This window comes from Lentilactobacillus curieae (assembly GCF_000785105.2).
GTDB lineage: Bacteria > Bacillota > Bacilli > Lactobacillales > Lactobacillaceae > Lentilactobacillus > Lentilactobacillus curieae.
The window spans coordinates 543,277-566,921 of record NZ_CP018906.1 but is presented as its reverse complement, the minus strand read 5'-3'; the positions used below and the strand labels follow the sequence as shown (position 1 = coordinate 566,921).

At 39.7% G+C, this 23,645-nt stretch carries 22 protein-coding genes; 13 read left to right on the top strand and 9 right to left on the bottom strand.

Features of this window, described 5'->3' with window-relative positions:
* Positions 1 to 25: 25 nt before the first annotated feature.
* Both PL11_RS02830 and PL11_RS02825 read left to right on the top strand, forming a co-directional pair.
* The gene (locus PL11_RS02830; protein ID WP_035166225.1) at positions 26 to 1,921 is read left to right on the top strand and encodes a glycoside hydrolase family 2 TIM barrel-domain containing protein; all 1,896 of its coding nucleotides are present in this window, start codon (positions 26 to 28) and stop codon (positions 1,919 to 1,921) included.
* Positions 1,902 to 2,858 carry a beta-galactosidase small subunit gene (locus tag PL11_RS02825; protein ID WP_035166224.1) on the top strand — a complete coding sequence of 319 codons (957 nt, stop codon included), beginning with the start codon at positions 1,902 to 1,904 and terminating at the stop codon, positions 2,856 to 2,858. The genes PL11_RS02830 and PL11_RS02825 overlap by 20 nt, the downstream gene beginning before the upstream one ends.
* Before the next feature lie 15 nt (positions 2,859 to 2,873).
* Here PL11_RS02825 and PL11_RS02820 read toward each other — a convergent pair whose 3' ends face one another.
* The 4 genes from PL11_RS02820 to PL11_RS02805 are packed head-to-tail and all read right to left on the bottom strand — an operon-like array spanning position 2,874 to position 6,116.
* On the bottom strand, positions 2,874 to 3,332 hold the full coding sequence (locus tag PL11_RS02820) for a GNAT family N-acetyltransferase (RefSeq protein ID WP_052127719.1): 459 nt from the start codon (positions 3,330 to 3,332) through the stop codon (positions 2,874 to 2,876).
* Positions 3,332 to 4,180 (bottom strand): aldo/keto reductase, encoded by an 849-nt coding sequence (locus PL11_RS02815; protein WP_035166223.1) that lies wholly within the window; start codon positions 4,178 to 4,180, stop codon positions 3,332 to 3,334. The genes PL11_RS02820 and PL11_RS02815 overlap by 1 nt, the downstream gene beginning before the upstream one ends.
* A gap of 27 nt (positions 4,181 to 4,207) precedes the next feature.
* Positions 4,208 to 5,647 (bottom strand): PH domain-containing protein, encoded by a 1,440-nt coding sequence (locus PL11_RS02810; protein ID WP_035166221.1) that lies wholly within the window; start codon positions 5,645 to 5,647, stop codon positions 4,208 to 4,210.
* Entirely contained in the window at positions 5,637 to 6,116 is a 480-nt protein-coding gene (locus PL11_RS02805) for a PH domain-containing protein (RefSeq protein ID WP_035166219.1), read from the bottom strand. Before PL11_RS02805 ends, PL11_RS02810 begins: the two co-directional genes overlap by 11 nt.
* A 205-nt stretch (positions 6,117 to 6,321) precedes the next feature.
* Between PL11_RS02805 and PL11_RS02800 the strand changes: the two genes are divergently transcribed.
* The 4 genes from PL11_RS02800 (at position 6,322) to lepA (ending at position 10,529) form a co-directional block, all read left to right on the top strand.
* On the top strand, positions 6,322 to 6,570 hold the full coding sequence (locus PL11_RS02800) for a GlsB/YeaQ/YmgE family stress response membrane protein (protein WP_035166218.1): 249 nt from the start codon (positions 6,322 to 6,324) through the stop codon (positions 6,568 to 6,570).
* A 166-nt stretch (positions 6,571 to 6,736) separates the two neighbouring features.
* The gene (locus PL11_RS02795; protein WP_035166216.1) at positions 6,737 to 7,942 is read left to right on the top strand and encodes an MFS transporter; all 1,206 of its coding nucleotides are present in this window, start codon (positions 6,737 to 6,739) and stop codon (positions 7,940 to 7,942) included.
* Positions 7,943 to 8,079: 137 nt separating this feature from the next.
* On the top strand, positions 8,080 to 8,733 hold the full coding sequence (locus PL11_RS02790; RefSeq protein ID WP_035166214.1) for a TetR/AcrR family transcriptional regulator: 654 nt from the start codon (positions 8,080 to 8,082) through the stop codon (positions 8,731 to 8,733).
* The gene (gene lepA, locus PL11_RS02785; RefSeq protein ID WP_035166212.1) at positions 8,730 to 10,529 is read left to right on the top strand and encodes a translation elongation factor 4; all 1,800 of its coding nucleotides are present in this window, start codon (positions 8,730 to 8,732) and stop codon (positions 10,527 to 10,529) included. The genes PL11_RS02790 and lepA overlap by 4 nt, the downstream gene beginning before the upstream one ends.
* Positions 10,530 to 10,763: 234 nt before the next feature.
* Here lepA and PL11_RS02780 read toward each other — a convergent pair whose 3' ends face one another.
* Positions 10,764 to 10,988: a hypothetical protein gene (locus PL11_RS02780; RefSeq protein ID WP_035166210.1), complete on the bottom strand. Its 225-nt coding sequence runs from the start codon at positions 10,986 to 10,988 to the stop codon at positions 10,764 to 10,766.
* 224 nt (positions 10,989 to 11,212) lie between these two features.
* Between PL11_RS02780 and PL11_RS02775 the strand changes: the two genes are divergently transcribed.
* The 4 genes from PL11_RS02775 to PL11_RS02760 all read left to right on the top strand — a co-directional run bounded on the left by PL11_RS02775 (position 11,213) and on the right by PL11_RS02760 (position 15,138).
* Positions 11,213 to 11,863, top strand: a complete 651-nt coding sequence (locus tag PL11_RS02775; protein ID WP_052127718.1) for a hypothetical protein — start codon at positions 11,213 to 11,215, stop codon at positions 11,861 to 11,863.
* Between the two features lie 50 nt (positions 11,864 to 11,913).
* Complete coding sequence (locus tag PL11_RS02770; protein ID WP_237047511.1) at positions 11,914 to 12,543, top strand: Crp/Fnr family transcriptional regulator; 630 nt, start codon at positions 11,914 to 11,916, stop codon at positions 12,541 to 12,543.
* 111 nt (positions 12,544 to 12,654) lie between these two features.
* A complete protein-coding gene (locus tag PL11_RS02765) occupies positions 12,655 to 14,265 on the top strand; it encodes a xylulokinase (protein ID WP_035166205.1) in 1,611 nt (536 codons plus the stop codon).
* Positions 14,266 to 14,409: 144 nt separating this feature from the next.
* Positions 14,410 to 15,138, top strand: coding sequence for an L-ribulose-5-phosphate 4-epimerase (locus tag PL11_RS02760; RefSeq protein WP_035166203.1), 729 nt, complete (start codon positions 14,410 to 14,412; stop codon positions 15,136 to 15,138).
* Between the two features lie 270 nt (positions 15,139 to 15,408).
* On the opposite strand, the gene PL11_RS02755 is transcribed toward PL11_RS02760, so the two are convergent.
* A complete protein-coding gene (locus tag PL11_RS02755; RefSeq protein ID WP_035166202.1) occupies positions 15,409 to 16,068 on the bottom strand; it encodes a GntR family transcriptional regulator in 660 nt (219 codons plus the stop codon).
* 342 nt (positions 16,069 to 16,410) lie between these two features.
* Here PL11_RS02755 and uxuA point away from each other — a divergent pair, with 342 nt between their 5' ends.
* Complete coding sequence (gene uxuA, locus PL11_RS02750) at positions 16,411 to 17,493, top strand: mannonate dehydratase (RefSeq protein WP_035166201.1); 1,083 nt, start codon at positions 16,411 to 16,413, stop codon at positions 17,491 to 17,493.
* 80 nt (positions 17,494 to 17,573) lie between these two features.
* Here uxuA and PL11_RS02745 read toward each other — a convergent pair whose 3' ends face one another.
* From PL11_RS02745 to PL11_RS02735, 3 genes are all read right to left on the bottom strand, one after another.
* The gene (locus tag PL11_RS02745; RefSeq protein WP_035166200.1) at positions 17,574 to 18,476 is read right to left on the bottom strand and encodes a glycoside hydrolase family 43 protein; all 903 of its coding nucleotides are present in this window, start codon (positions 18,474 to 18,476) and stop codon (positions 17,574 to 17,576) included.
* Between the two features lie 70 nt (positions 18,477 to 18,546).
* Positions 18,547 to 18,909: a hypothetical protein gene (locus PL11_RS02740; RefSeq protein WP_035166198.1), complete on the bottom strand. Its 363-nt coding sequence runs from the start codon at positions 18,907 to 18,909 to the stop codon at positions 18,547 to 18,549.
* Positions 18,910 to 18,941: 32 nt separating this feature from the next.
* Positions 18,942 to 20,231, bottom strand: a complete 1,290-nt coding sequence (locus tag PL11_RS02735) for an MFS transporter (RefSeq protein WP_035166196.1) — start codon at positions 20,229 to 20,231, stop codon at positions 18,942 to 18,944.
* 306 nt (positions 20,232 to 20,537) lie between these two features.
* Here PL11_RS02735 and PL11_RS02730 point away from each other — a divergent pair, with 306 nt between their 5' ends.
* Together PL11_RS02730 and PL11_RS02725 are read left to right on the top strand one after the other, a co-directional pair.
* Positions 20,538 to 22,427, top strand: coding sequence for a DUF2264 domain-containing protein (locus PL11_RS02730; protein ID WP_035166194.1), 1,890 nt, complete (start codon positions 20,538 to 20,540; stop codon positions 22,425 to 22,427).
* A gap of 90 nt (positions 22,428 to 22,517) precedes the next feature.
* A complete protein-coding gene (locus tag PL11_RS02725) occupies positions 22,518 to 23,531 on the top strand; it encodes a LacI family DNA-binding transcriptional regulator (protein WP_035166192.1) in 1,014 nt (337 codons plus the stop codon).
* Positions 23,532 to 23,645 lie beyond the last annotated feature (114 nt).

The window sequence follows — 23,645 nt, the reverse complement described above, 5'->3', positions numbered from 1 at the left end:
ACACAAGAAATGAGAGGAGCATTCCATGACACCAGACATTACATGGTTAGACGATCCGGAAACTTTTCGAGTCGGCCAAATTCCAATTCATAGTGACCACCGATTTTACGCGAATTATCGTGAGTTAAAGGAACATCAATCAAGTTTAATTAAAAGTTTAAACGGTACCTGGAAATTTAAATTTTCTAAGACGCCGATGGACAGACCACAAAATTTTTACCAAACGAGTTTTGATGTCAGTGACTTTGACGACATTAAGGTTCCGTCTCACATCGAGTTGAACGGGTATGGTCAAATTCAGTACATCAACACTTTGTATCCTTGGGAAGGAAAGTTTTTTAGACGACCAGCATATGTTCCGGATGAGACTGATCCACAAGCAGGGATGTTTAGTAAAGGACTAGATAATACTGTCGGCTCTTACGTCAAAGAGTTCGAACTTCCTGATAACTTTAAGAATCAACGGGTTAGCGTAGAGTTTGAGGGTGTCGAACGCGCTATGTTTATCTGGATCAACGGTAACTTTATTGGTTATTGCGAAGACAGCTTTGCGCCTTCTGAGTACGATTTGACACCATACCTTAACGAAGATGGAAAGAATGTTTTAGCTGTTGAGGTGTTTAAGCACAGTACTGCCTCCTTCCTAGAAGATCAGGATATGTTCCGTTTTTCTGGAATCTTTAGGAGTGTTAACCTGATTGCCCGTCCTAAGGCACATGTTGAGGATTTGACGATTAAACCAACGTTATCTGATGATTTTAAGACTGGCCAACTCTCAGCAACCACTAAGTTAACTGGCGCGGATTTGACTGGTGCCACTGTTAAATTGAATGCGGTGGATGCTGAAGGCAATGTCGTTTTCAGTGATGAAAAGACAGCTGGTGAAACAATTGAGTTTAAGTCAGGTGCCCTAGATGGTGTTCATCTTTGGGATAATATTGATCCATATTTGTATTCTTTGACGATTGAAGTTAGGGATGCTGACGGATCATTGATGGAGATTGTTCCTTACGACTTTGGTTTCCGAAAAATTGAAATTAAAGATAAGGTAATTTTGCTAAATGGTAAACGCCTCAAATTAAATGGGGTTAACCGTCATGAATGGGATGCCCACTCAGGAAGAGCAATCACACTTGCTGATATGCAAGCGGACATGCAGACGTTTAAGGACAACAATATTAATGCTGTTCGGACCTGTCACTATCCAGACCAAATTCCTTGGTACTACATGTGTGACCAAAATGGAATTTATATGATGGCAGAAAACAACCTTGAATCTCATGGGTCATGGCAAAAAATGGGCGCGGTTGAGCCTTCATACAACGTTCCTGGTTCGTCACCTAAGTGGCTGGGAGCTGTGCTAGATCGCGCCAAGAATAACTACGAAACGTTTAAAAACCATACCAGCATTTTATTCTGGTCATTAGGAAACGAATCCTATGCAGGTGACGATATTGCGGCTATGGACAAATACTACAAAGAAATGGACTCAAGCCGACTTACTCACTACGAAGGGGTCTGCCGTAACCGTAAGTATGAGGATCAAATTTCGGATGTTGAAAGTATGATGTACTTCCCACCAAAGGATGTAGATGACTATTTGACCAACAATCCTAAAAAGCCATTCTTGAGCTGTGAATTCATGCATGACATGGGAAACTCAATGGGTGGCCTGGATTCATATATGAAACTGTATGATAAGCATCAAGGATACTCAGGCGGATTTATCTGGGACTTCATTGATCAAGCGTTATTTGTAACCGATGCAGTTTCGGGAAAACAGGTATTACGTTACGGTGGCGATTTTGATGAACGCCATTCAGATTACGAGTTCTCAGGAGACGGAATCATGTTCGCTGACAGAACTGAAAAACCAGCAATGCAGGAGGTTAAGTACTACTATGGAAAATACAAAGAATAGTCTAAAACTAGTTTTTGGCGATGGTACACTTGGCGTTGCTGGGGACAATTTCCACTACATCTTTAGTTACGAAAAAGGTGGTCTAGAATCTTTATTAATTGATGGAAAAGAATGGTTGTATCGAACACCGAAGCCAACTTTTTGGCGGGCAACTACAGATAATGACCGTGGTAGCCACTTTAGTGAAAAATCAGCTATGTGGCTGGGCGCTGACATGTTTTTAAAACAAGTTGGAACCGAAGTTCAAGTGGATGGTAAACCAATTGAGATGCCAATCGCTCCGGTCAATAATCAATACGGCCCCAATGAGGTAGCTAGTCAAGCGGGGGTTACTTATACGTTTGAAACGCCTACGGTACCTGCTACAGAAGTAACCGTAAAATATGTAGTGGATGCTGATGGCAAGATTACTGTTACCAGTCATTTCACTGGAAAACAAGGATTACCAGAGCTTCCTGTTTTTGGGTTTAGAATGATCATGCCAACTGCAGCTGACGGTTTTTCTTATACTGGACTATCGGGTGAGACGTATCCTGATAGAAAGGATGGCGGGATTCTCGGAACTTACGAGGTTGAAGGAATGCCCGTTGCACCTTACATGGTTCCACAAGATTGTGGGGTTCATATGGAATCTAGTGAGGTTGTGGTCACTAGAAGGACAACGCAAAATAATGCGGATAACGATGATAACCCGTTTAGTTTACGAATTGAAAAGACTGATAAACCATTTGCATTTAGTTGTTTACCATACACAGCTGAAGAGTTGGAGAATGCCACTCATATCGAAGAATTGCCACTAGAAAGACGCACGGTGCTCACCATTATGGGAGCTGTTCGTGGAGTTGGCGGAATCGATAGTTGGGGTGCTGATGTTGAAGATGAATATCACATTTCGGCTGAGAAAGATATTGAGTTTGCTTTTGAAATTGAGCCGTAATGCAAAAAGGAACGCCTAAGGCGTTCCTTTTTGTATTTCCATAGAATATCCCATTTCACCCGTTTCATCGTCAACTTGTTTACTAATTACCTTAAATCCTAATCGTCTATACAACTCAAAGGCACGTGGATTCTTCTCGTAAACATGCAATGTGAGGTGGGGATGAGTTCTGATAGCCACTTTAAGTAGTTCACTACCAATTCCATGACTTCGATGATTGGTAGCAACGAACAAGCCGGCCGCATAATCATTTACCAGCCCAATGAAACCGATGATTTTGTCCTCATGTTCGGTAGCAACGTAAAGTTCTGATTGTTTAATTGCTCCACGAACCTCAGCAACGTTGGCTAGCCAGTAGTTTCGACTAATAAATGAATGGGCATCCAAGTTTCCTTGTAACCAGAGATCCATGATTTGGTCCATTTGAACGGGTGTCGGGTTAGTAAGTTTAGTAACTTTATAGATATCGCTCATCATAAAATATCCAAAGGTTGTTTGCTGGTTGGGGCAGGAAACTCGCTATCGATCATAAATAGTTCTTCCTTTGATAACTCGATGTTCGCTGCCTCAACGTTTTCTCGGGCGTGAACTGGATCGCCTGATTGTGGGATTGCTAAGACATTGCCATTTCTAATGACCCAAGCCAAAAGAATTTGATAAGGAGTGGCCTTATGGTTACCAGCAATTGCTTGGATTACCTTGTTTTTGGTTAGATTCTTACCAAATCTATCCCCTTGAGCGACCGGAGTGTACGCAATGAACGGAATTTCACGTTTTTCTTGCCATGGCTGGAGATCAAATTCGGTGCCACGACTACCAAGATTATATAAGTCTTCGTTAGCAGCAACTCCCTTGCCACCTGGTAATTTTAACAATTCTTCCATATCACTGACGTCAAAGTTGGAAACGCCCCATTGGCGGATCTTGCCTTCCTCCTGAGCGTTTCTCAAGGCCTCAACAGTTTCAGACAGCGGTACGCCACCACGCCAATGGTATAGGTATAAATCAAAGTAATCTGTGCCAACTTTAGCGAGGCTAGCATCTAAGCTTTTAGGTAATTGTTTGAGGGATGCGTTTGATGGTAGAACTTTATCAATTATAAACAGTTTGGTGCGATCAAGTCCTTTGATTGCTTCACCAACTAAACTTTCGCTATTTCCAGAACCATACATTTCTGCAGTGTCAATGACCCGAGCACCGGCTTCAACGCCAGCTCGAATAGCACTAATTTCTGCGTCGCGGGTTTCTGCATGGTCACCCATATGCCAAGTTCCCAAACCAATTGCGGGAACGGTAATGTCTCCAATTGTGATTGTCTTCATCTGATATCGTCCTCCTTTATTTCAATTCTAAGCTAGCCAGGTAAAAAGTTCATCGGCTTCTTTTTTAGAAATGTAGCGAAGCTCAATTTCTTTATCATTGTTTTTTGAACGGACGTGAATCTTAAAGTGGGCCAGCCCCTTGTTGGCCATCCAAACTGACTGGCGAACGGCGGATGACTGAATATTCTTAGTTTCAACAACATAGATGGATCTTGTCAGCAAGTGGCCATCAGAGATAATTAACTGCTTGTTACCAATGTAGTAGCCGTTATTTTTAGCTGAGTACCAACCGACCCAAACAGCAAGCGGAATCAACACTAAACTAATTGCTCCCCAAAATCGGAAAAATACGATACTTGGAATAATTACAATTAGACTAATTAAAATGGCATTACGAATGTAGTACCAGTAACTGCTATGAGCAAGGCGGTTTAGCTGAGGCATTGAGTTAGGAACCCAGCTAACAAATCCGTTAACCATTGTGGCCGCCTCGTCGTTTTTGATTACAGGAACCATTGTGATGTCGCTTTCGTCCTCTTCTTTACCAGCTTTTGATGCCACAATCGTTTGAACTGTGGTCAGATTGAATAGCTGGCGAATGACGTTTTGCTTAAACACGATTGCTTGAATTCGTTGTTGCTTAACGCTAAATGACCGCTTGGTAATTAACCCTTGAGTGGTTTGTAATTGCCCATTATTTTCTGAGAGGGTGAATCTGTAGTATTTCAACACACTCATTAAGTAAGATGCAATTAGGCCAACTACCAACACAATTACCACACCACCGATAATGATTGGCAGCGATTCATGACCAATTTTGCTAAATGCACTATTGATGTATTTGTCAGGAATAGCTTCCTGAACCTTTCCATATATTGCTCCTAAAATTGCGATGATAGGCAAGATGCCCAACGATGTTAATGAAAATAAATTCAAGTCATGGTTGTTGATCCTATATGTGTTTTCGTCGCCAGTTTCTAAGTTCTGCGAAATGTTGTGAACTTCTAAATCGCTTCCTGGTTGGGCACCCTGACGGTAGGTTTCGATTTCTGACCTAACGGTATCTGGAACCATTGGTAATACAGCTTCCGCTTTGCCATCTTCGTGCCCAGCGGTTTCGATGTAGATAGTTTCTAAGTGAAACGGAATCAAGAAGAAGAGTTGGCTTTGGGTGATAGTCTGAATCCGGTGGTATGGGATATGAATATGCTTCTTAATAAATATCCCTCTGTTGATGGTGACCATTTTGTCGGTGATTTCGTACGTAAATACAACGAATCTAATAACCGAGATTGCGACAATCAGTACCACAAAACCTGCAATCACCAAAGGTAGGCTTATGTGGAGATCTTTGAAAATATTGAGTACAGAGGCAAATGATACGAAGATTACCCATAACCATTCAACTAAGGTCTTATAAATGAAATATAGCAGAGCCACTGGGCTAAGGTGTTTCTTAGACGTCATTTTCAACCGCCTCCATTGCCTTTTCCATGATTTGTTCACGAAGTTGTTCAGCGACTTCTGGTTCAAGACCGTCGATTGCATGATTAGTTGAAGCAGTTGTCACCGTGACTGACTGAAGGTTTTGCGATCGCAAGATGGGTCCCTGTTCAATTTTAACGTCCTGAACTCTAGCGATGGGAACCGAAACCCGTTCGCGAAATATAAACCCCTTTTGAATCTGGACAGCATCTTCCGTGAGTTGGTAGCGGAAGAAGGCATATCGGTATGAAATCAAGGCAAACTCACCGATACTAAGTATTAGTCCTAATCCAAGAGCAACGTATGATAAGTAAACTAACCATCTCCATTCGGTTGCTAGTCCGATAGTAAACGCTACTCCAAAGATAACGATAGTAGATAAAAATGTCATTAAAGCTGAAAATTTCCAAACTGTTTTAATTTTTACTGGTAATTGAATTGCTTGATTCATTTGGCGACTCCTTTTGGTGCAATATTTGAGTTAATGATAACAAATTATGCCCCATAAATAATGGATTGGCGGTAACTTTCACAAAATCATCTAATTATGGATTGAGGATAACTGTTTCAGACTTTAAAAGTGAAATTTAAAAACAAATTATTTATAATTATGGTTGTAGAGATGTAGGTAAGGAACTAAAAAGGAGGTACTAACCATGTCATTAATTTGGACATTAATTATTGGTGCAGTTATCGGAGCAGTTGCAGGTTGGATTACAAAACGTCCATCCGGATGGATTGCAAACATTATTGCGGGCTTGATTGGCTCTTGGCTAGGAGAAAACCTTTTAGGATCATGGGGGCCACAGTTAGCGGGGATGGCATTGATTCCTTCTATTATTGGGGCTTGTGTGTTGGTATTGATAGTAAGCGCACTATTTGGAATGAGGAATAAGACGGCTTAACTGCTTTTGAGCCTAATACTACTTTTAAATTATAGTCGGTGGTACAGAAAGTATTCTCAGATGCTTTTTGTACCACCGATTTTTGTTCTTCAAGTGAGTTGACCTTTACATAAAAAATCTCGTATAATCTACTCTATTGGACTTGATTCGAAAGAGGGGATTAGTTATGTCTAAAAAGGTAAGAAATGCCATTATTGTTTTGATTTTTGGAAACTTTTTGGTATGTATTGGGATGAGCTTGATTTTCCCAGTTATGCCGTTTATTAAAAATGAACTACATTTATCGGCGACTGACATGGGAATTATGAACTCGTTGTTTGCGTTGGCACAGCTAATTGCCTCGCCGATTGTTGGTCAGATCTCTGATCGAATGGGTAGAAAAAAGATTTTGGTAGCTGGTCTAGCTTTGTATGCTGTCTCGGAAGTGATGTTCGCTGCCACCAACTATCTGTGGATGTTTGATATTTCTCGGGTAATTGGGGGACTGTCAGCAGCGATGGTGGTACCAACTACTAACGCATTGGCTGCGGATATTACCACGCCCAAACAACGTGCTAGAGTAATTGGATTGTTGTCAGCGGCATTCAGTGGGGGATTGATTTTAGGACCCGGTCTTGGCGGTATCCTTGCTAAGATTGACTACAAGGCACCATTTTGGAGTGCAGCTGTTTTGGGTGTCCTCTCAATGATTTCCTTCATTGTGATGTTGCCTAAAGACGAAGATATCAAAGTACTTGCCAATCAAACTGGGGGAGAGGTCAAAGATCCCCGAGCTGGTAGAGCTAGTTGGACTCAAACTAAAGGAATTTTATTTGGTCCGATGGGATTACTGTTCTTGATGATTTTGGTATCATCATTTGGACTAGTTGGATTTGAGAGTATTTATAGTTTGTACGTTAACGAAGTTCATCATTTCACTCTAGAAAACATTGCGTTAGTTTTGACGCTTAATGGATTTACGTCATTGTTTTTCCAAGTTGTCTTGTTCGACCGGATGGTAACGTGGTTGACTGAGAAACGATTAATTAGATATTGTTTCTTCCTAGCATTTGCTGGAACGATTTGGATTATCTTGGCCCATTCAAAAATTGAAGTTATTGTGGCAACTTTAATTGTGTTTACGATGTATGATTTATTGAGACCAGCAATTACCACATTGCTGACAAAGGCAAGCACCACTAACCAAGGTTTTGTTAACGGAATCAACATGTCGTTAACCAGTGTTGGAAATATCATTGGCCCAATTGTTTCCGGTGCTTTGCTTGATTGGAATTACCACTACCCATATATAGTAGTTACGGTATTCCTTTTCGCTTCATTTATTTTGACCTATAAGATTAAAGATAGTTTTGCCCACGCAAAGGTGGGATAAGGAATGGCTGCGAGGATTCGCGGCCTTTTTTTATTGGGAACGTAGTGGATCTGAGCCCGTCTTAATTTGACATTTATACGTCCACAGGTAATAATATTGATTAAAAATGACCGGTAGTCAGTTTTGAAAGGTGCAATATGAATTTTTTATCTGATGAAGAAAAAGCTGCTAAGGCAAGACTTATTGCCAATACAGCTAAAACAATTTTTAAAGAGCAGAGTTATCCCGAAATTACGATGGCTGTTATTGCTAAACGAGCTGGGGTTTCTAAGGGGACACTATTTAATTACTTTAAAACTAAAGAAAATGTTTTTATGTATCTACTTTTAGACGGATACCAGCAGTATTTTGCGGGTTTTATCAATAGATTAAATGCCGCTGAAATAAACAACTGGGACGAGTTTGCTAATTGGCTTTTAGTTGAGACTAAAGACATGGTAACTAACGAGACAGTTATACTACGGCTTAATTCTTTAAGGGGACCAATCTTGGAACCCGGAGCTGATCGTAAACAAACGCTCGCACAAAGGGAACGTTTGTACGTCATCAACGAAGAGTTAGGTGAAATGATTCATCAAAAATTACCACAAATTTCTGTTTCAGCAGCTAGCCATTTATTTGTAATCCAAAGTTCAATTGTTAGTGGATTGATGAATTTGTCTGGTTTGAGTGACTTTAATAGCGAACAAATTGGGGATTTTAAGGACTTTAACGTTAATGTGGTCGCAGAGTCAATTGAGACCTTTCAAGATTACCTAAATGGATTTTCAGAGAGGAATGGCATCAAGTGAAAAACGTAAAGCAAATTCGTAACTTTGCAATCATCGCGCATATTGACCATGGCAAATCGACTTTGGCAGACCGAATTATGGAGTTAACGGATACGATTAGTGAACGGGAGCAGTCTGATCAGTTGCTGGATGATTTGCAGGTTGAGCAAGCCCATGGAGTGACGGTAAAATCGAGAACGGTTACTAATGAGTATCAGGCCGGCGATGGCCAAAAGTATGAACTAAACTTTATTGATACGCCGGGGCACGTTGATTTCGCATATGAGGTCTCACGGAGTATGTCTGCCTGTGAAGGGGCAATCTTATTGGTCGATGCAACAAAGGGTGTTCAGGCACAAACGGTTGCAAATTTTAGGCTAGCTAAAGCTGCAGGTCTAGCAATAATCCCCGTAATTAATAAAGTTGATAGCCAGTCTGCAGAAGTGGATCGAGTAGAATCTCAGATCCATAATTTAGATGAGTTACTAAAAGATGAAAAAATTCTCAAAATCTCGGCTAAAACTGGATTAGGAGTTCCTGAAGTCTTAGAAGCCATTGTTGATAAAATATCTGCGCCAACTGCCGATGATGGCGATGAGTTGAAGGCGTTAGTTTTTGATTCTAATTACGACCAGTATAAGGGAATCGTGGCGTTAGTTAGAGTGGTTAGTGGCAACCTAACAAAGCAAAGACAATTAAGATTGATGGCCAATCAGACCGATTTTAATGCGGGTGAGGTGGGGATTCTAACCCCTGACAAAAATCCACAGGACAGTTTAATTGCTGGAGAAGTTGGCTACATAATTACTGGAATTAAGGATCCTCAAAAAGTTAGGATTGGCGATACGATTACCTATGCTGAGGCACCAGCAAAAGTAACCTTACCAGGATACGAATCCTCAGAACCGGTTGTGTTTGCTGGACTATATCCAGATGAGTCGAGCTACGCTGATTTGAAATTAGCCGTGGAAAAGGTTGCTTTAAATGACCCTGCTTTTCACTACAGGGAAGAAGTTTCGGACGCATTAGGGCCTGGATTTCGGTGTGGGTTTCTTGGCGGATTTCATTTGCAAATCATCCGTGAGCGACTAGTGGATGAATATGGGGTCAGCGTTTTGACCACCTCACCCAACGTTACTTACCATGTGACAACTAGCGATGGACAAGCATTAACAGTTGAAAATCCAGGCCAATTTCCAGACTTTTCAGAGGTGCAATACGTTGAGGAGCCGTTTGTTAGGGCAACTATTTCTACGCCTAACGAATTACTTAGCGAGGTTATGAAGTTAGCTGAGCAGTATAAGGGGGAACTTGATGATTTGCAGGATAATAACGGCCTGATTGACGCAATTTATAATATGCCACTATCAGAAATTGCCTTTGAATTTTTCAATAAACTTAAGTCGGTTAGTCATGGTTACGCAACGTTATCTTCTAAGATGATTGGCTATCGGGTCGCTGATATGGTGCAGGTGGATGTCAGAATTAACTATGCTGACGTGGATTCATTGGCATTCGTAACTCACCGATTGGATGCACCAAAACAGACGCAAGAGTTAGTACACAAGTTGAAGTACACAATTCCTAGAAAGCTTTATCCAATGCCAGTCCAAGCGATGGTTGAGGGTAAGGCGATTGCTAGAGTTGACGTGCCACCATTAAGAAAGAATGCTGCGGTTAGTGGCGATAAGAAGAGTGTATCTAAGAAACAAGCATTGTTGAGACGCCAAAATATAAATAAGAGAAAGGCAGCTCAGAATGATATTAAACTGCCACAGAGTGTGTTTAATGCAATATTGGAAGTTCATGATGTGTGAATTAGAAGTGGTAAATAAAAAGAGGCTGGGATAAAAACTAGGCCCATCAAAAAAATACCGTTATAATTTCATTTTTTGAAATTATAACGGTATTTTCTCTTTTATACAGATAGTTGCTACTCGCAAACTTCAGCACAGTCTCTGTCGCGACTAATCGTCACTACTCGTGCCGATTAGTATGCGTCATCGTTGCGGGGGAGCTAAGACGAAATCAGAGATTTCTTTAGCTCTCCCTTATTTTGTTATGTAGACAATATCGTCGATATCATCCTCATTAATTTTTTTTGAATGGTTAAAGAGGTTAGTTAAGGTAATTATTCTATCCTTTACTCCGGTGACGTTACCGATTAAATCCTGTCGGTGAAACACCTTTTGTTTATTGAAAAGTTTAATTTCAACGATTGCTCCGTTGCGCATTGCGTCCTCGGCAATTGCGCTGATTGGTAAAATTTGTTCCATGTAATCAACCTCCGTTCGGTTATTTAATTATACGAACACAAGTTTGTATATTCAATCTTGATTTTCCATTTTGGATGTTGTATTAGCCAGAAAAAAATTTATAGCAAGAAATTCGTACGCAAAATACGTTTACTATTTTCCAATGAAAAGACCAATTTTCATTCCTCAAAATTAGTTAATCATTTCATGATAAAATGTCTGTATACGACAAAGGAGAAAATACATTGGCAAAACAAGGTAAGTACGCAAAATCAAGCAAACAAAAACAAATCAAGCAAATTTTAAAGGCAAAACGCAAGCCACAAGAAAGAACAATCAACGATTCAGAGTTCGAAGATTTCATGCTTGTTCGCTACGGTTTAACTTTAAAGAAAAAACTTAAGTTAGCAGTTAGAGAATCAATGCAACGATTCTTACAACAGTGGATCGTTATTGGCCAGGACCAACAAGTATGGTCGATTGAAGAATTATTACCTCAAGTACTACAACAAATTAATGTTGGGGTTCCTTGGCAATTTTATGAACAAATTGCAGATAACTTTTCTGAATTCCAAGGATTTTTAAATCGGGAGTTAAAAGCTGTTCCACTTAAGGAACGAAAAACAATCAGTGATGAGTTGGATGCTAGCGGGGTTAACGAAATTATTGCTGGCCAATTAGCTGCTAATACGTTTATCGCAACTTTAGGTGGCAACCAAGAAAAGCTTCAACAAGTTACCCAAGAACAATTAGAAGCAACAATTACTAGTTTTAGTAACGAAGGTACAATTGACTGGGAAAAGGTTCGGGGAATCTTTGAACCACTTGGATTTGACGTTCCTGATAACTTTGATGTACCAACTAAAAAATGGTTACAAATGATTTCAGAAAAATAGGTGATTCTATGGATCAGCATCATGCTTTAGAATGTATAAATTTAGTGCCAATGTTTAACACATTGCCGTTAGACCAGCGTCAACAATTAGCTGATTTGGTTGTTCAAAAATTTTATCCCAAGGGCACAACGATTTATATGGCCGGAGATAAACTAGGCCAGTTCATGATTGTCGATAAGGGTCAGCTGAAGGTATCAACGGTAAACCGAGATGGTAAGGAACAAATAATTCGGGTTCTCCTTCCAGGGGAGTTTGATGGCGAAACTGCACTCTTTTCTGGAAACTCGCGAAATGCCACATCAGTTGCCCTAACCGATTCAAACATTTGTCAGATCAGTCAAACATCATTTCAACAACTACTAACCAAGAGCCCTGATTTGGCAACGAATATGATGGCATCGATGGGAAGTCGAATTACTGAGTTGGAAAACGAAAAGGCGGTCGCATCAACTGCCAGCGTTACCGAAAAAGTTGCGCGTTATTTATTGGAAACTAGCGCTGGTGAAAAATCGAAATCGTTTAAATTACCGCTGAAGAAAAAAGATATTGCGGTTTATTTAGGGACAACTCCAGAAACAATTACCAGAACGCTGAAAAAGTTCGCAGAACAAGGGCTAATTAGTACGGCTGGAGCAAAAGTCTCAATCATCGATGAAGACGGGTTAGCACTGATAGTTTAGCGCTTACAAAAATTTGTTCAATAAATTTCTGTATTCATTGATTTATACGTACGAATATTTTATACTTAGATTTGTAAGGTAAATAACTAACGAACGGTGGAGGAAAAACCGATGGACAAAAATCATATTAAAGATGAAATTGTAAGCGGAAACATCTCGCTTGGAATTGAACTTGGTTCTACACGTATCAAAGCTGTCTTAGTTACCGATGACTTTGAAACGGCTGCCTCAGGTGATTTTATCTGGGAAAACGAATTGGATAACGGTATCTGGACTTACTCAATCGATAAAGTTTGGACTGGAATTCAAACTAGTTACGCCAACATGGCATTACAAGTTCATGATGAATATGGCGTTGATCTTAAGAAGATTGGCTCAATTGGTGTAAGTGCTATGATGCACGGTTACATGCCATTCAACAAAAAGGGTGAACTTATAGTTCCATTTAGAACTTGGAGAAACAATATCACTGGTCAAGCTGCTGAAAAGCTGACTAAGTTATTTGATTTCAACATTCCAGAACGTTGGAGTATTGCTCACCTTTACCAAGCAGTGCTTAACAACGAATCACACATCGATGATATTGATTTCATCACTACACTTGCAGGATACGTAACTTGGAAGATTTCAGGTCAAAACGTATTGGGTGTTGGTGATGCCTCAGGTGTATTTCCAATTAATAACGAAACTAAGTCATACGACCAAGAAATGCTTGATAAATTCAATGACCTTGATGAAATCAAAGCCCGTTCATGGAACGTTCCTGACGTATTACCAGCAATCTTGCCAGCCGGTGAAAAAGCTGGTGAATTAACCGCTGAAGGTGCTAAATTACTTGATGCTTCAGGTCAACTTGAAGCAGGATCATTAATCGCTCCTCCAGAAGGTGATGCTGGTACTGGTATGGTATCAACTAACGCTGTTAAGGTTCGTACCGGTAACATTTCAGCCGGAACTTCAGCATTCTCAATGGTTGTCCTTGATGGCCCAATGAAGGCAGTTCACCGCGATATTGATATGGTTACTACTCCAGATGGAGCACCAGTTGCCATGGTTCACGTTAACAATGGTTCTTCAGATATCAATGCCTGGGTATCATTGTTTGGTGAATTTGCTCGTGCACTTGGTGTCCAAGTTAAACCTAACGATTTATACGGAACTTTATTCTCAGAATCAGTTAAGGGTGACCAAGATGCCGGTGGCCTTGTAAACTTCAGTTACCTTTCAGGTGAAAACATTACTCGTGTTCCTGAAGGTCGCCCAATGTTTGTAAGAAAGCCAGATTCAAAGATGAACCTAGCAAACTTCATTAAGACTCAATTGTACTCAGCATTTGCTCCATTGAAGATTGGTATGGATATTCTTCTTAGAGAAGAACACATCAAGACAAACGTACTGATTGCTCAAGGTGGTGTGTTCAAGACACCAGTCGTTGCCCAACAAGTTTTGGCTGACGCTCTTAACACTCCAATTACTGTTATGGACAACGCCGGCGAAGGTGGCCCATGGGGTATGGCAATTCTTGCATTGTACGCAAGCAACAAGAAGAACGGCGAAAGCTTGGCAGATTACCTTGAGAATCGCGTCTTCAAGGATGCCACTGGTGCAACTCTTGAACCTGAACCAGAAAGTGTTGCTGGTTACGATAAGTTTATCGATAACTACAAGGCTGCTCTTCCTGCAGAACAAGAAGCTGTTAAGTCAATGAAGATGACTAAGTAAACAAAGTTGTCCGGATAATTAACTATGCCGATGTTAAAAACTGATCAGTTAACGACCGTTTTTTGACATTGGCATTGTTAGGTAAAACGTAAGTTTTGAAATAAAACTAATGACCATCAAAAATTCGAAAAGGAAGTTACGAGAATGCTAGAAAAGCTCAAACAAGAAGTCTACGAAGCAAACATGAAATTGCCAAAGCTTGATTTGGTTACCTTTACTTGGGGTAACGTTTCAGGTATCGACCGTGAAAAAGGTTTATTTGTAATCAAACCATCAGGTGTTGAATACGATGATATGAAGCCAGAAGATATGGTTGTTGTTGATTTGGACGGTAAAGTTGTTGAAGGTGACATGAACCCTTCTTCAGATACACCAACTCATACTTACCTATACAACCATTTCCCAAACATTGGTGGAATTACTCATACTCATTCACCTTGGGGTGTTTCATTTGCTGCAGCTAAGATGGATATTCCTGCTGTAAGTACTACTCATGCAGATACTTTCTACGGTGATATTCCAGCTGCTCCAGCTTTGACTAAGGAACAAATTGAAGAAGCATACGAATTAAATACTGGAAAGGTTATCGTTGACGAATTTGAACGTCGTGGTATTGATCCAGATGCTGTGCCAGCCGTATTGGTTAGCCAACACGGACCATTCTCATGGGGACCAACACCAGACAAGTCAGTTTACAACGCAAAGGTATTGGAAGTTTCAGCTGAAATTGCATACCATGGTTTGCAATTGACTAGAGATGAAATCCACGTACCACAATACTTGTTGGACAAGCATTACTACCGTAAGCATGGTGCGAACGCATATTACGGTCAAAACAATGCGAAGTCAAAGAGCCATGCGGAGCATGAATAAGGAATAGAGTGCTGACAGCCTTGGGAGACTTTGAGCATTAGCTTAAAATTTTGGATTGAGCAAACGAAGTGCGCAAGGCAAAATTTGGAGCTAAGAGAAAAGTCTGAGGCTGGAAGCCGTTCTGGTAGAGTGTCGAACTCAATCGGGTAATCCTCGGGGTTAGATTGAGTGAACACGTTTTGGCTATGTTGCCGTTGGCAAACAGCAAATTCTAAAACCCAACACAAACAAAAAAAGACCACCACGGCATTTTACCGTGATGGTCTTTTTTTATTCTTCAAAGTAGTCAGGATACTGCTTAATCACATCGTTTTTATCAACCAATTGCAAATCCAAATGGTCCTCAATGATTTTGTCAGCATCGCCCTTCTTATCACCTTTAATGGCATCAATTAAACGTGCATGGGCATCAATCAATGGGGTAGGGGATAAGTTGGTATCGAATAAACGGAGATATCTGAATCGGTTTAAGTCGATGCTTAAACTCATTAACCAGTCCCAAATACTACCGTGATCTGTGAATTTGTAAAGCGAGGCATGAAATTCATCATCGGCTTCAAAAAATGTTCTTAGTTCATTTCGACTAATTGCTCTTTTTTGTTGAAGCAATAAAAATTCTAGGTCTTCAATGTTTTGTTCGGTGTGGTTGGCGGTAATTTCACTAACAATTTTACGCTCAAGAGTCTGGCGGGCAAACCGAGCATCTAAGGCTTTCTTGATATTGATCCTGGTAACGAAAGTTCCACTTTGGGGAACAGAGTTAAGTAGGCCGTTTCTTGATAAACGGAGCATGGCCTCTCTAATTGGGGTGCGGCTCATTTCGAGCTGCTTTTCGAACTCATGGTCAGAAACTCGTTGCCCAGGTTTTAGTTCCAAGGTAATTATTGAATTGTATATTGTGCTGTATGCACGATCTTGTAGACTTTCCATTATATTGTCCTTTGTGTCGAAAATTATTAACATTTAAATCTTATCATAAATCTTATTAAATAAAGTAAAAATATGTGTTGATAGCGGTTACAGAAGATGCTATCATATGTATATAGTATACTAATATATTAATTAAATAAAGAACAATTTTTGTAGCCAGCAAATTTTATTTATAGGATGGACAAACGTAATTCCTTTGCGGGTTTGATCAGTGCCGTTTGTTATCAACTATTAGATTTGGGGCTTAAATTAAGCCCATAACTTAAGACGTAGTTAGCTGCAAAAATGTTTTCTATATACTAGAATACTAATATATTCGTATTTAAATTTTGGAGGCAGAAGATGAAGAAGCTAGATATGGGCTTTCGCTGGTTTGGCGAAGATGATGACCCAATTACGTTAAAGCAAATTAGACAAATTCCTGGTACTACTCAGGTTGTGGCATCACTGTACGATGTTCCAGTTGGTGAAGTTTGGCCAGAAGAAAAGATTGCTCACTTGAAGGAAACTGTTGAAGCGGCTGGCCTTAAGCTTGAAGTAATCGAATCTGTTAATATCCACGATGACATCAAGATTGGTTTGCCAACTCGTGATAAATATATTGAAAACTACAAGCAAACAATCCGTAACCTTTCAAAATACGGAATTAAGGTAATTTGTTACAACTTTATGCCCGTATTCGACTGGTTGAGAACTAATTTGCATGAACCCCTTGAAGATGGTTCAAATGCCTTGGCATATGATCCAACTATGGTGCCTGACGATCCTAATGAAATGATTGAAAGAATCAAAGAAGGCTCAAAAGGATTTGAAATGCCAGGATGGGAGCCAGACCGTCTTGCTGAAGTTAAAGCCTTGTTTGAAAAATACAAGAGCGTTGATGCTAAGAAGTTAACTGAAAACCTTAAGTACTTCCTTGACGAAATTATTCCTGTTTGTGAGGAAGCTGACGTAAGAATGGCAATGCATCCAGATGATCCTCCATTCCCACTATTTGGTTTGCCAAGAATCTACAAAAACCGTGATGACATGGTTGCCATTGAAGAATTAAACGAATCTAAGTACAATGGTTTCACTATCTGTACTGGTAGTTTGGGCGAAAACCCTAAGAACGACCTTCCTGCAATTATCCGAGAATTTGTTGGCAAGGACCGTGCACCATTTATCCATGCTAGAAACATCAAGTTTACTAACGCTGAAAAGACTAAGTTCCATGAAGCTCCACACTTGTCAGACGAAGGTTCACTAGATATGTACGAAATCATGAAGGCATTGGATGATAGTGGTTTTGATGGTTACATCCGTCCTGACCATGGTAGAAATATCTGGGACGAAGATGGCCGTCCTGGTTATGGTTTGTACGACAGAGCCCTAGGAATTACTTACCTAAATGGACTTTGGGAATCAATCCAAAAGAATAAGTAATCTAAACAATATATTGATTAATTAAAAATACCGCTTGTGATTAACCCATCAGGGAATAATCACAGGCGGTATTTTATTGTTTAAAATTGGTGATTTTTGATGCGTTGGTACTCTTCTTGGGTAATTGAGATTACCGTCCCATGGCGGGCGCGAGAAGGCATGTGGTATGCGGATTCTGGTAGTTGCTTAAATTCGCCCTTAGGAAGGTTATTTGATAGTAATGGAAAGTATCCTGATTTTGAATAATTATCTAGAAGTAAAACCCACTTGGATTGGCCAACTAATTTGTATATAGTTGGTCCTTCAACCCCTGAAAGTGCAGTTAGTGCAGGAGAGGTGACTGGTTGAGGGGTAGAGGCCAATTGTTTCAGACGTTCGGCAAAAACCCGCTTATCAGTTTCATCCTTACTAAATCGATAATAGTGATCTCTGTAGTGAATGACGGTGGTATCAATTGTGCTGTGGTCTTTTTCAATCATCAGTTTTGGTGAACTAAAGTTAGTGAAGTCTAGAGTGGTAGCGCAATAAACTCTTTGCTTCTTATAGTCATCTTCATTAGTTTTTGAGGACCAATAAACTAAAAATTGATTAGTTACTGGGTCATAGGTTGCCTCTGGAGCCCAGACACAACCGAAGCCTTCAGGAGCTACTTCGATTAATTGTGGGGCACTCCAATTCAGTAAATCATCAGAATTTGAGATAAGTAGACTGCGGCTACCGATTCTCTGAACTTCACCCCAGTTATCAGCTTCATGCATCTTTAAGTCAGTGCCGATAATTGTGTACTGATTTGTTCGTGGGTTTTTAATAATAAATGGATCACGTATCCCGTGGGTACCAGTGTTTGAAGTTAGTATGGGGTGATTATCGTTTATGTCTTGCCAGTGTAAGCCGTCACGGCTAACGGCAAAGAATATGCTTTCACCATCAGCGTATTTTTCGCCAGCAAAGTAAGTAAATAAATAATATCCGTGTTTTTTCATTTGGAAATTCCTCGCTTTATTAGTATGTAAAAACAGCAACAACTTTATGAGGTTGCTGCTGTTGATTAAATTATTCGTCCTTCTTTTTGATGTGGGCACTAGGTTCTTCGGACAACATCTTTGAAAAGACATCTCCCAGAGTTTCGCTTTGATCCTCAAACTTTTTGTTTAAAATCAGTTGGCGGAATTCTTCAATTGATAAGTGCTCGATATCTTTGAATGGTAGTGGGGGATTTGATTGTTTTAAACCAGTTTTAAGGGTAACAACTAGTCCCTTTTTGCTATCTAAAGTTACGGTGTAATACTCGTAGTAACTGGGAGTATCATAGTTACCGGTTAACTCTTTGTGTTCATGAAAGTATTTAGTAATAAATTCTTCAAAGCCTTCCTTAGACTGTAAGGCAGCTTTCCAATCTTCATTGTTTACAGACATGTAAATCCTTCTTTCTACTGTAAATTATAGAATTACCGGACACGTTTGATGGCCATGATAGCAGCACCACCAATGATTTCCATTGCAACGGCGAAGATAAAGATTGATTGGTAACCGAAGGCTTCAACGATTGCTGAGGCAACCATGGCACCAAGCATTTGACCTAAAGTGTTGGCCAAGTTAATTAAACCTAAATCTTTTCCGGCAGTATCAGATGATGGCAAAACGTCCATGTTAAGGGCACCGTCAACTGAGTTGTAAAGTCCATTACCAAATGCAGCGATAATTGCGTATACAAACATTGCCCATGGGTGACGGATAAATAGTGGGAAGAGGGCAGCTGCACCAAGAGCGAAGGTTGCAATAACAACTGGTGCCTTAACTCGCTTCATTTTATCAGCTAATGGTCCACCAACTAAGGCAAAGAATACACCGATGAATAACATGATCATTGAGAAAATAGAGATTGATTGACCGGCTGATTTTGTACTTTGGCCGATGTAATCTGTAAAGATAAATAGTTGGAAAGTAGTGACGATTGTTGAACCAACAACCATGAAGAACTTACCAGTTAAGGCAAGATAGAAATCACGGGCATCATGGGTTGGGAAGAAGAAGTACTTCTTCAATGATTCTTTATTAAAAGCAACCCGTGGTTCTGACAAGTTACTGTGTTCGTTAATCAATAGTACATGAATGATTGCAAGTACAACGGTCATTGAAGCCATAACATAGATACCAACTTTTACATTGCCAAGGAATTGAGCGGCAAGTAAAGCGAAACCTTGTTGGGCAATGGTAAATCCAACACCATAGAATGTTGAAACAGTACCACGCCATTTAGGGGCAACTCGATCAGAAATTTGTGGGTATATCGCAGCTGCAATCGCATTTTCAGCTGCCGCCGCGACAATCCAAACAATTATAATTCCCCAAATCGACGTTAGGTTAGCAATGATAATTAGTGATATTGCCACCAACACAGTACCAGCAACTATGTATGGCTTACGTTTACCGAATTTAGTTCTAGTAACATCTGAGAATGCACCGAATAGCAAGTTAGCGACCGCACCAGTAATTGATGCAATCGTTGCTAAGATACCAACGGCCCAAACTTTGTTTGCTGGATCAATTTGTGCAAATAGTTGTGGAATTAAAACACTTCTAGTAGAACCAATAGGTCCGTACCAACATAATGGTGCCAAAAACATTGCAGATGATACTAACCATGGTAATTTTGGTTGTTGTTCATCTTTAATGACTGCGTTAGTGATTTCACCAACCGCAGTTTTGACGACCTTTTTTTCTTTATTGTCTGCCATTTTTGTTACTCCTTTGTTTAAAGTAAAAGAGAATATATAAGCGCTTACATCCACCATTATAATCATTAACTGGCAAAAGTACACAAGAAATTTAGTAATATTTTTTATATTTTAGTAAATTTTATTCACATGACGTAACCGTTTTCTTTGTTATATAAAGGAAACGCATTTTTTTCAACGAATGTGTGAAGGACAGTAAAAAAATGTTAAAGAGCAGATTGTTTAGAATTTTTGTTGATTTTTACTAAAACTATTTTATACTTATTTTTGTAATCGGTTTCAAAAAAACGGAAGGACAGGTGTCATATGAGTTATCGAAAATTGTTTAATGAACAGATCAAAGATAATCCGTTAAGAACTAAAGCTGATGTTAAAGCTGCTTTAGAAGATATCCTTGAACCAGCAATGAATGTCTTAGCCCAACAAAAGCGAGCGGGTAGATTTAGAATGAGCGACAGCGGTGCCGTTTATTTACAGGATAAGACAGAAATTGAAGGATTTATGCGTTTGCTCTGGGGCTTGGGGCCTTTCTTTAGTGATGAGCGTAGGGTATATGAAAAACCAGAATGGTTTGAGATGGTGTCTAAGGGAATTCTAGAAGGAACAAACCCAGAATCACCTGATTATTTTGGTGGTGATCTTGGAGATTATGACCAATTATTTGTCGAAATGGGTGCTTTGACTGCATACCTATATGAAACTAAGGATTACTTTTGGGACCACCTTTCAGAAGTGCAACAAAAGCGCATTGTTGACTGGATGGATCAAGTTAATTACAAAGTTGTCCCAAAGACTAACTGGCTATTCTTTAGAGCAATGGTCAATCAGTTTATTACGGATTCAGGATATTATGATCGTTCCAAGCAAGTTGACGATGACTATGCAATAACTAACACTCACTACTTAGATCATGGTTGGTCATATGACGGTTATGAAAATCAAATTGATAATTACATTCCATTTGCATATCAGTTCTTTACGATTTTGACTGTTGGATTAACTAAGTCAACTAGCAAACAAGCTGAACTGTTGAAGGAACGTGCCAAGGCATTTGTTCCTAGTTACGCTAACTGGTTTGCGGCTGATGGTGCAGCCTTGCCATATGGACGTAGTTTGGATTATCGGTTTGCTCAAGCGGCTTTCTGGGCAGCGTACTCATATGCTCACGTTGATATGCCTGAAGGTTACACAATGGGTGACATTAAGCATTTACTTCTTAATAACCTCCGTTGGTGGTTCAAACAAAATATTTTTACTACCGATGGCTTGATTCCAATTGGCTACTCATATCCAAATATGAACTTTGCTGAAGGGTATAACGGACCAGCATCAGCATACTGGGCACTCAAGACATTTATCTTCTTTGCTCTTCCTGATGACGACGAATTCTGGCAAGCAAAAGAGAGCGATGACTTTAAGTTTGAAAAGAGTAAGTTACAACCAGAACCAAGAATGCTCGTTGAACACAGCAAGAATGGATTAGAAGTTCAAGCATTTACCGCTGGTCAACACTCACATGAACATGCTCATGGTGAAGCCAAGTACGAAAAGTATGTTTACTCTACAACTTTCGGTTTTTCAACGCCAAAGGGTAGTGTTTTATTGAAGCAAGGAGCTTTTGATAACACACTGGCCGTTTCTGAATCAGAAAACTTCTGGCAAACCGCCTTTAAGTATGAAGATTACGCAGAGCATGAAGACTACGTTTATTCTGATTGGAAACCATATGATGACGTTGAAATTAAAAACTTTGTGATCCCTCATATGCCTTGGCACGTACGTGTTCACAAGATCCATACTGGAAGAACCTTACATCTTGCTGAAGGGAGCTTTTCAGGACCTGAAGCAGGGTTGCCAGAACAACAAGAAATCAAAACTGATGTCCCTAACTCAGTCTTTTATAAAACTGAAGTAGGAATTACCGGGATTGTTGGTTACTCTGAAAAATTAACTGCAGAACTATCAACTCCAGAGCCAAATACCAACATCTACTTCCCAAAGACTAGAATTCCTCTACAAAGTGGAGTTGTAGATCCTGGAGATTATGTATTTGTTTCACTATACCTTGGTGACCGTGAACTAGAGTCCCTTGATGAAAATGGAACGTTAATTATTCCAACTGTTGAATTAGCTGATGGTAAGGTTACATTTAAAGTTTCTGATCAAGAATTTATAACTGAATTAGCTGAGTTCTAGTTAATTATCAGTATTTTTAGGAAAAATTGGCATAATTTGTTAAACTAGTTTAGTAATCGTAATGATTTAAATTTGAAACGGGGTGCGCGGATGAGCTCAGAAAAGGGACCAACAATTAAAGATGTAGCAGAACAAGCGGGGGTTTCAATCTCAACCGTCTCGCGTATCCTAAACTACGATGATACTTTAGCGGTTACCAATGACACTAAACAACGAGTGTTCGAGGTTGCCGAGCGAATCCAGTATAAGCGTAAGCCAAGAAAAAAGAATAAGCCTGTTTCTCAAAAAATCGCAATTGCTCAATGGCACTCAAATCAAGAGGAACTAACTGATTTATATTACCTACAGATTCAGTACGGAATTGAAAACAAAGCAAGTAATACTGGTGCTACAACTGATACCTTTTCAATAAAAAACTTAGATAATGATACGATTTCAGATTTTGACGGAATTGTGGCAATCGGGAAATTTGATAAAACCGAGGTTGATAAGTTGGCAAATACTGGAAAGCCAGTTGTGTTTGTTGGTCAAGATACTTTGCAGTATGGATTTGATAGTGTAAGAAGTGATTACATTACCCCAGTTAAGCAAATTATTGATCATTTCTTTGAAGAGGGAATTCGAGATATTGGAATGCTGAGTGGTCAAGAAACTACTGTAACTGAAAAGAATCTAGTTCCCGAACCTAGACAGCAGACGCATAAAGATTATCTAACTGCTAAGGGAGTTTTTAATGCTGATTTTGTATTCAACGGTGAATTTGGCCCGGATTCCGGATATCAATTGATGAACAAAGCGATTGATACTTTAGGTGATAAGTTGCCACATGGGTTCATTGTTGCTAGTGATACGATGGCAGTTGGCGCGATTAGGGCATTGAATGATCATGCTATCCCAATTCCTGATCGCGTTAGCATCATTAGTTTCAACGATGTTGCAATTGCCAAGTACACCACTCCTCCGTTGACAACGGTACATTCACATACCGAAGCACTTGGTGAGCGGGCAATTGAGTTATTGCAACAGCGAATTAAGAACCCTAAAAAGATTCCAGAAACAAATACATTAGCTACTGAAATTGTGTATCGAGGTAGTAGTTTATAATTAATGTAGAAGGTTATTTCTCGTTAAACGAGGAGTAGCCTTCTTTTTTAGTAAAATAATGTGTAAGTTTGATAAAAGTTCTTCTTTTTTACTAAAAAACATTGACCGGGACTT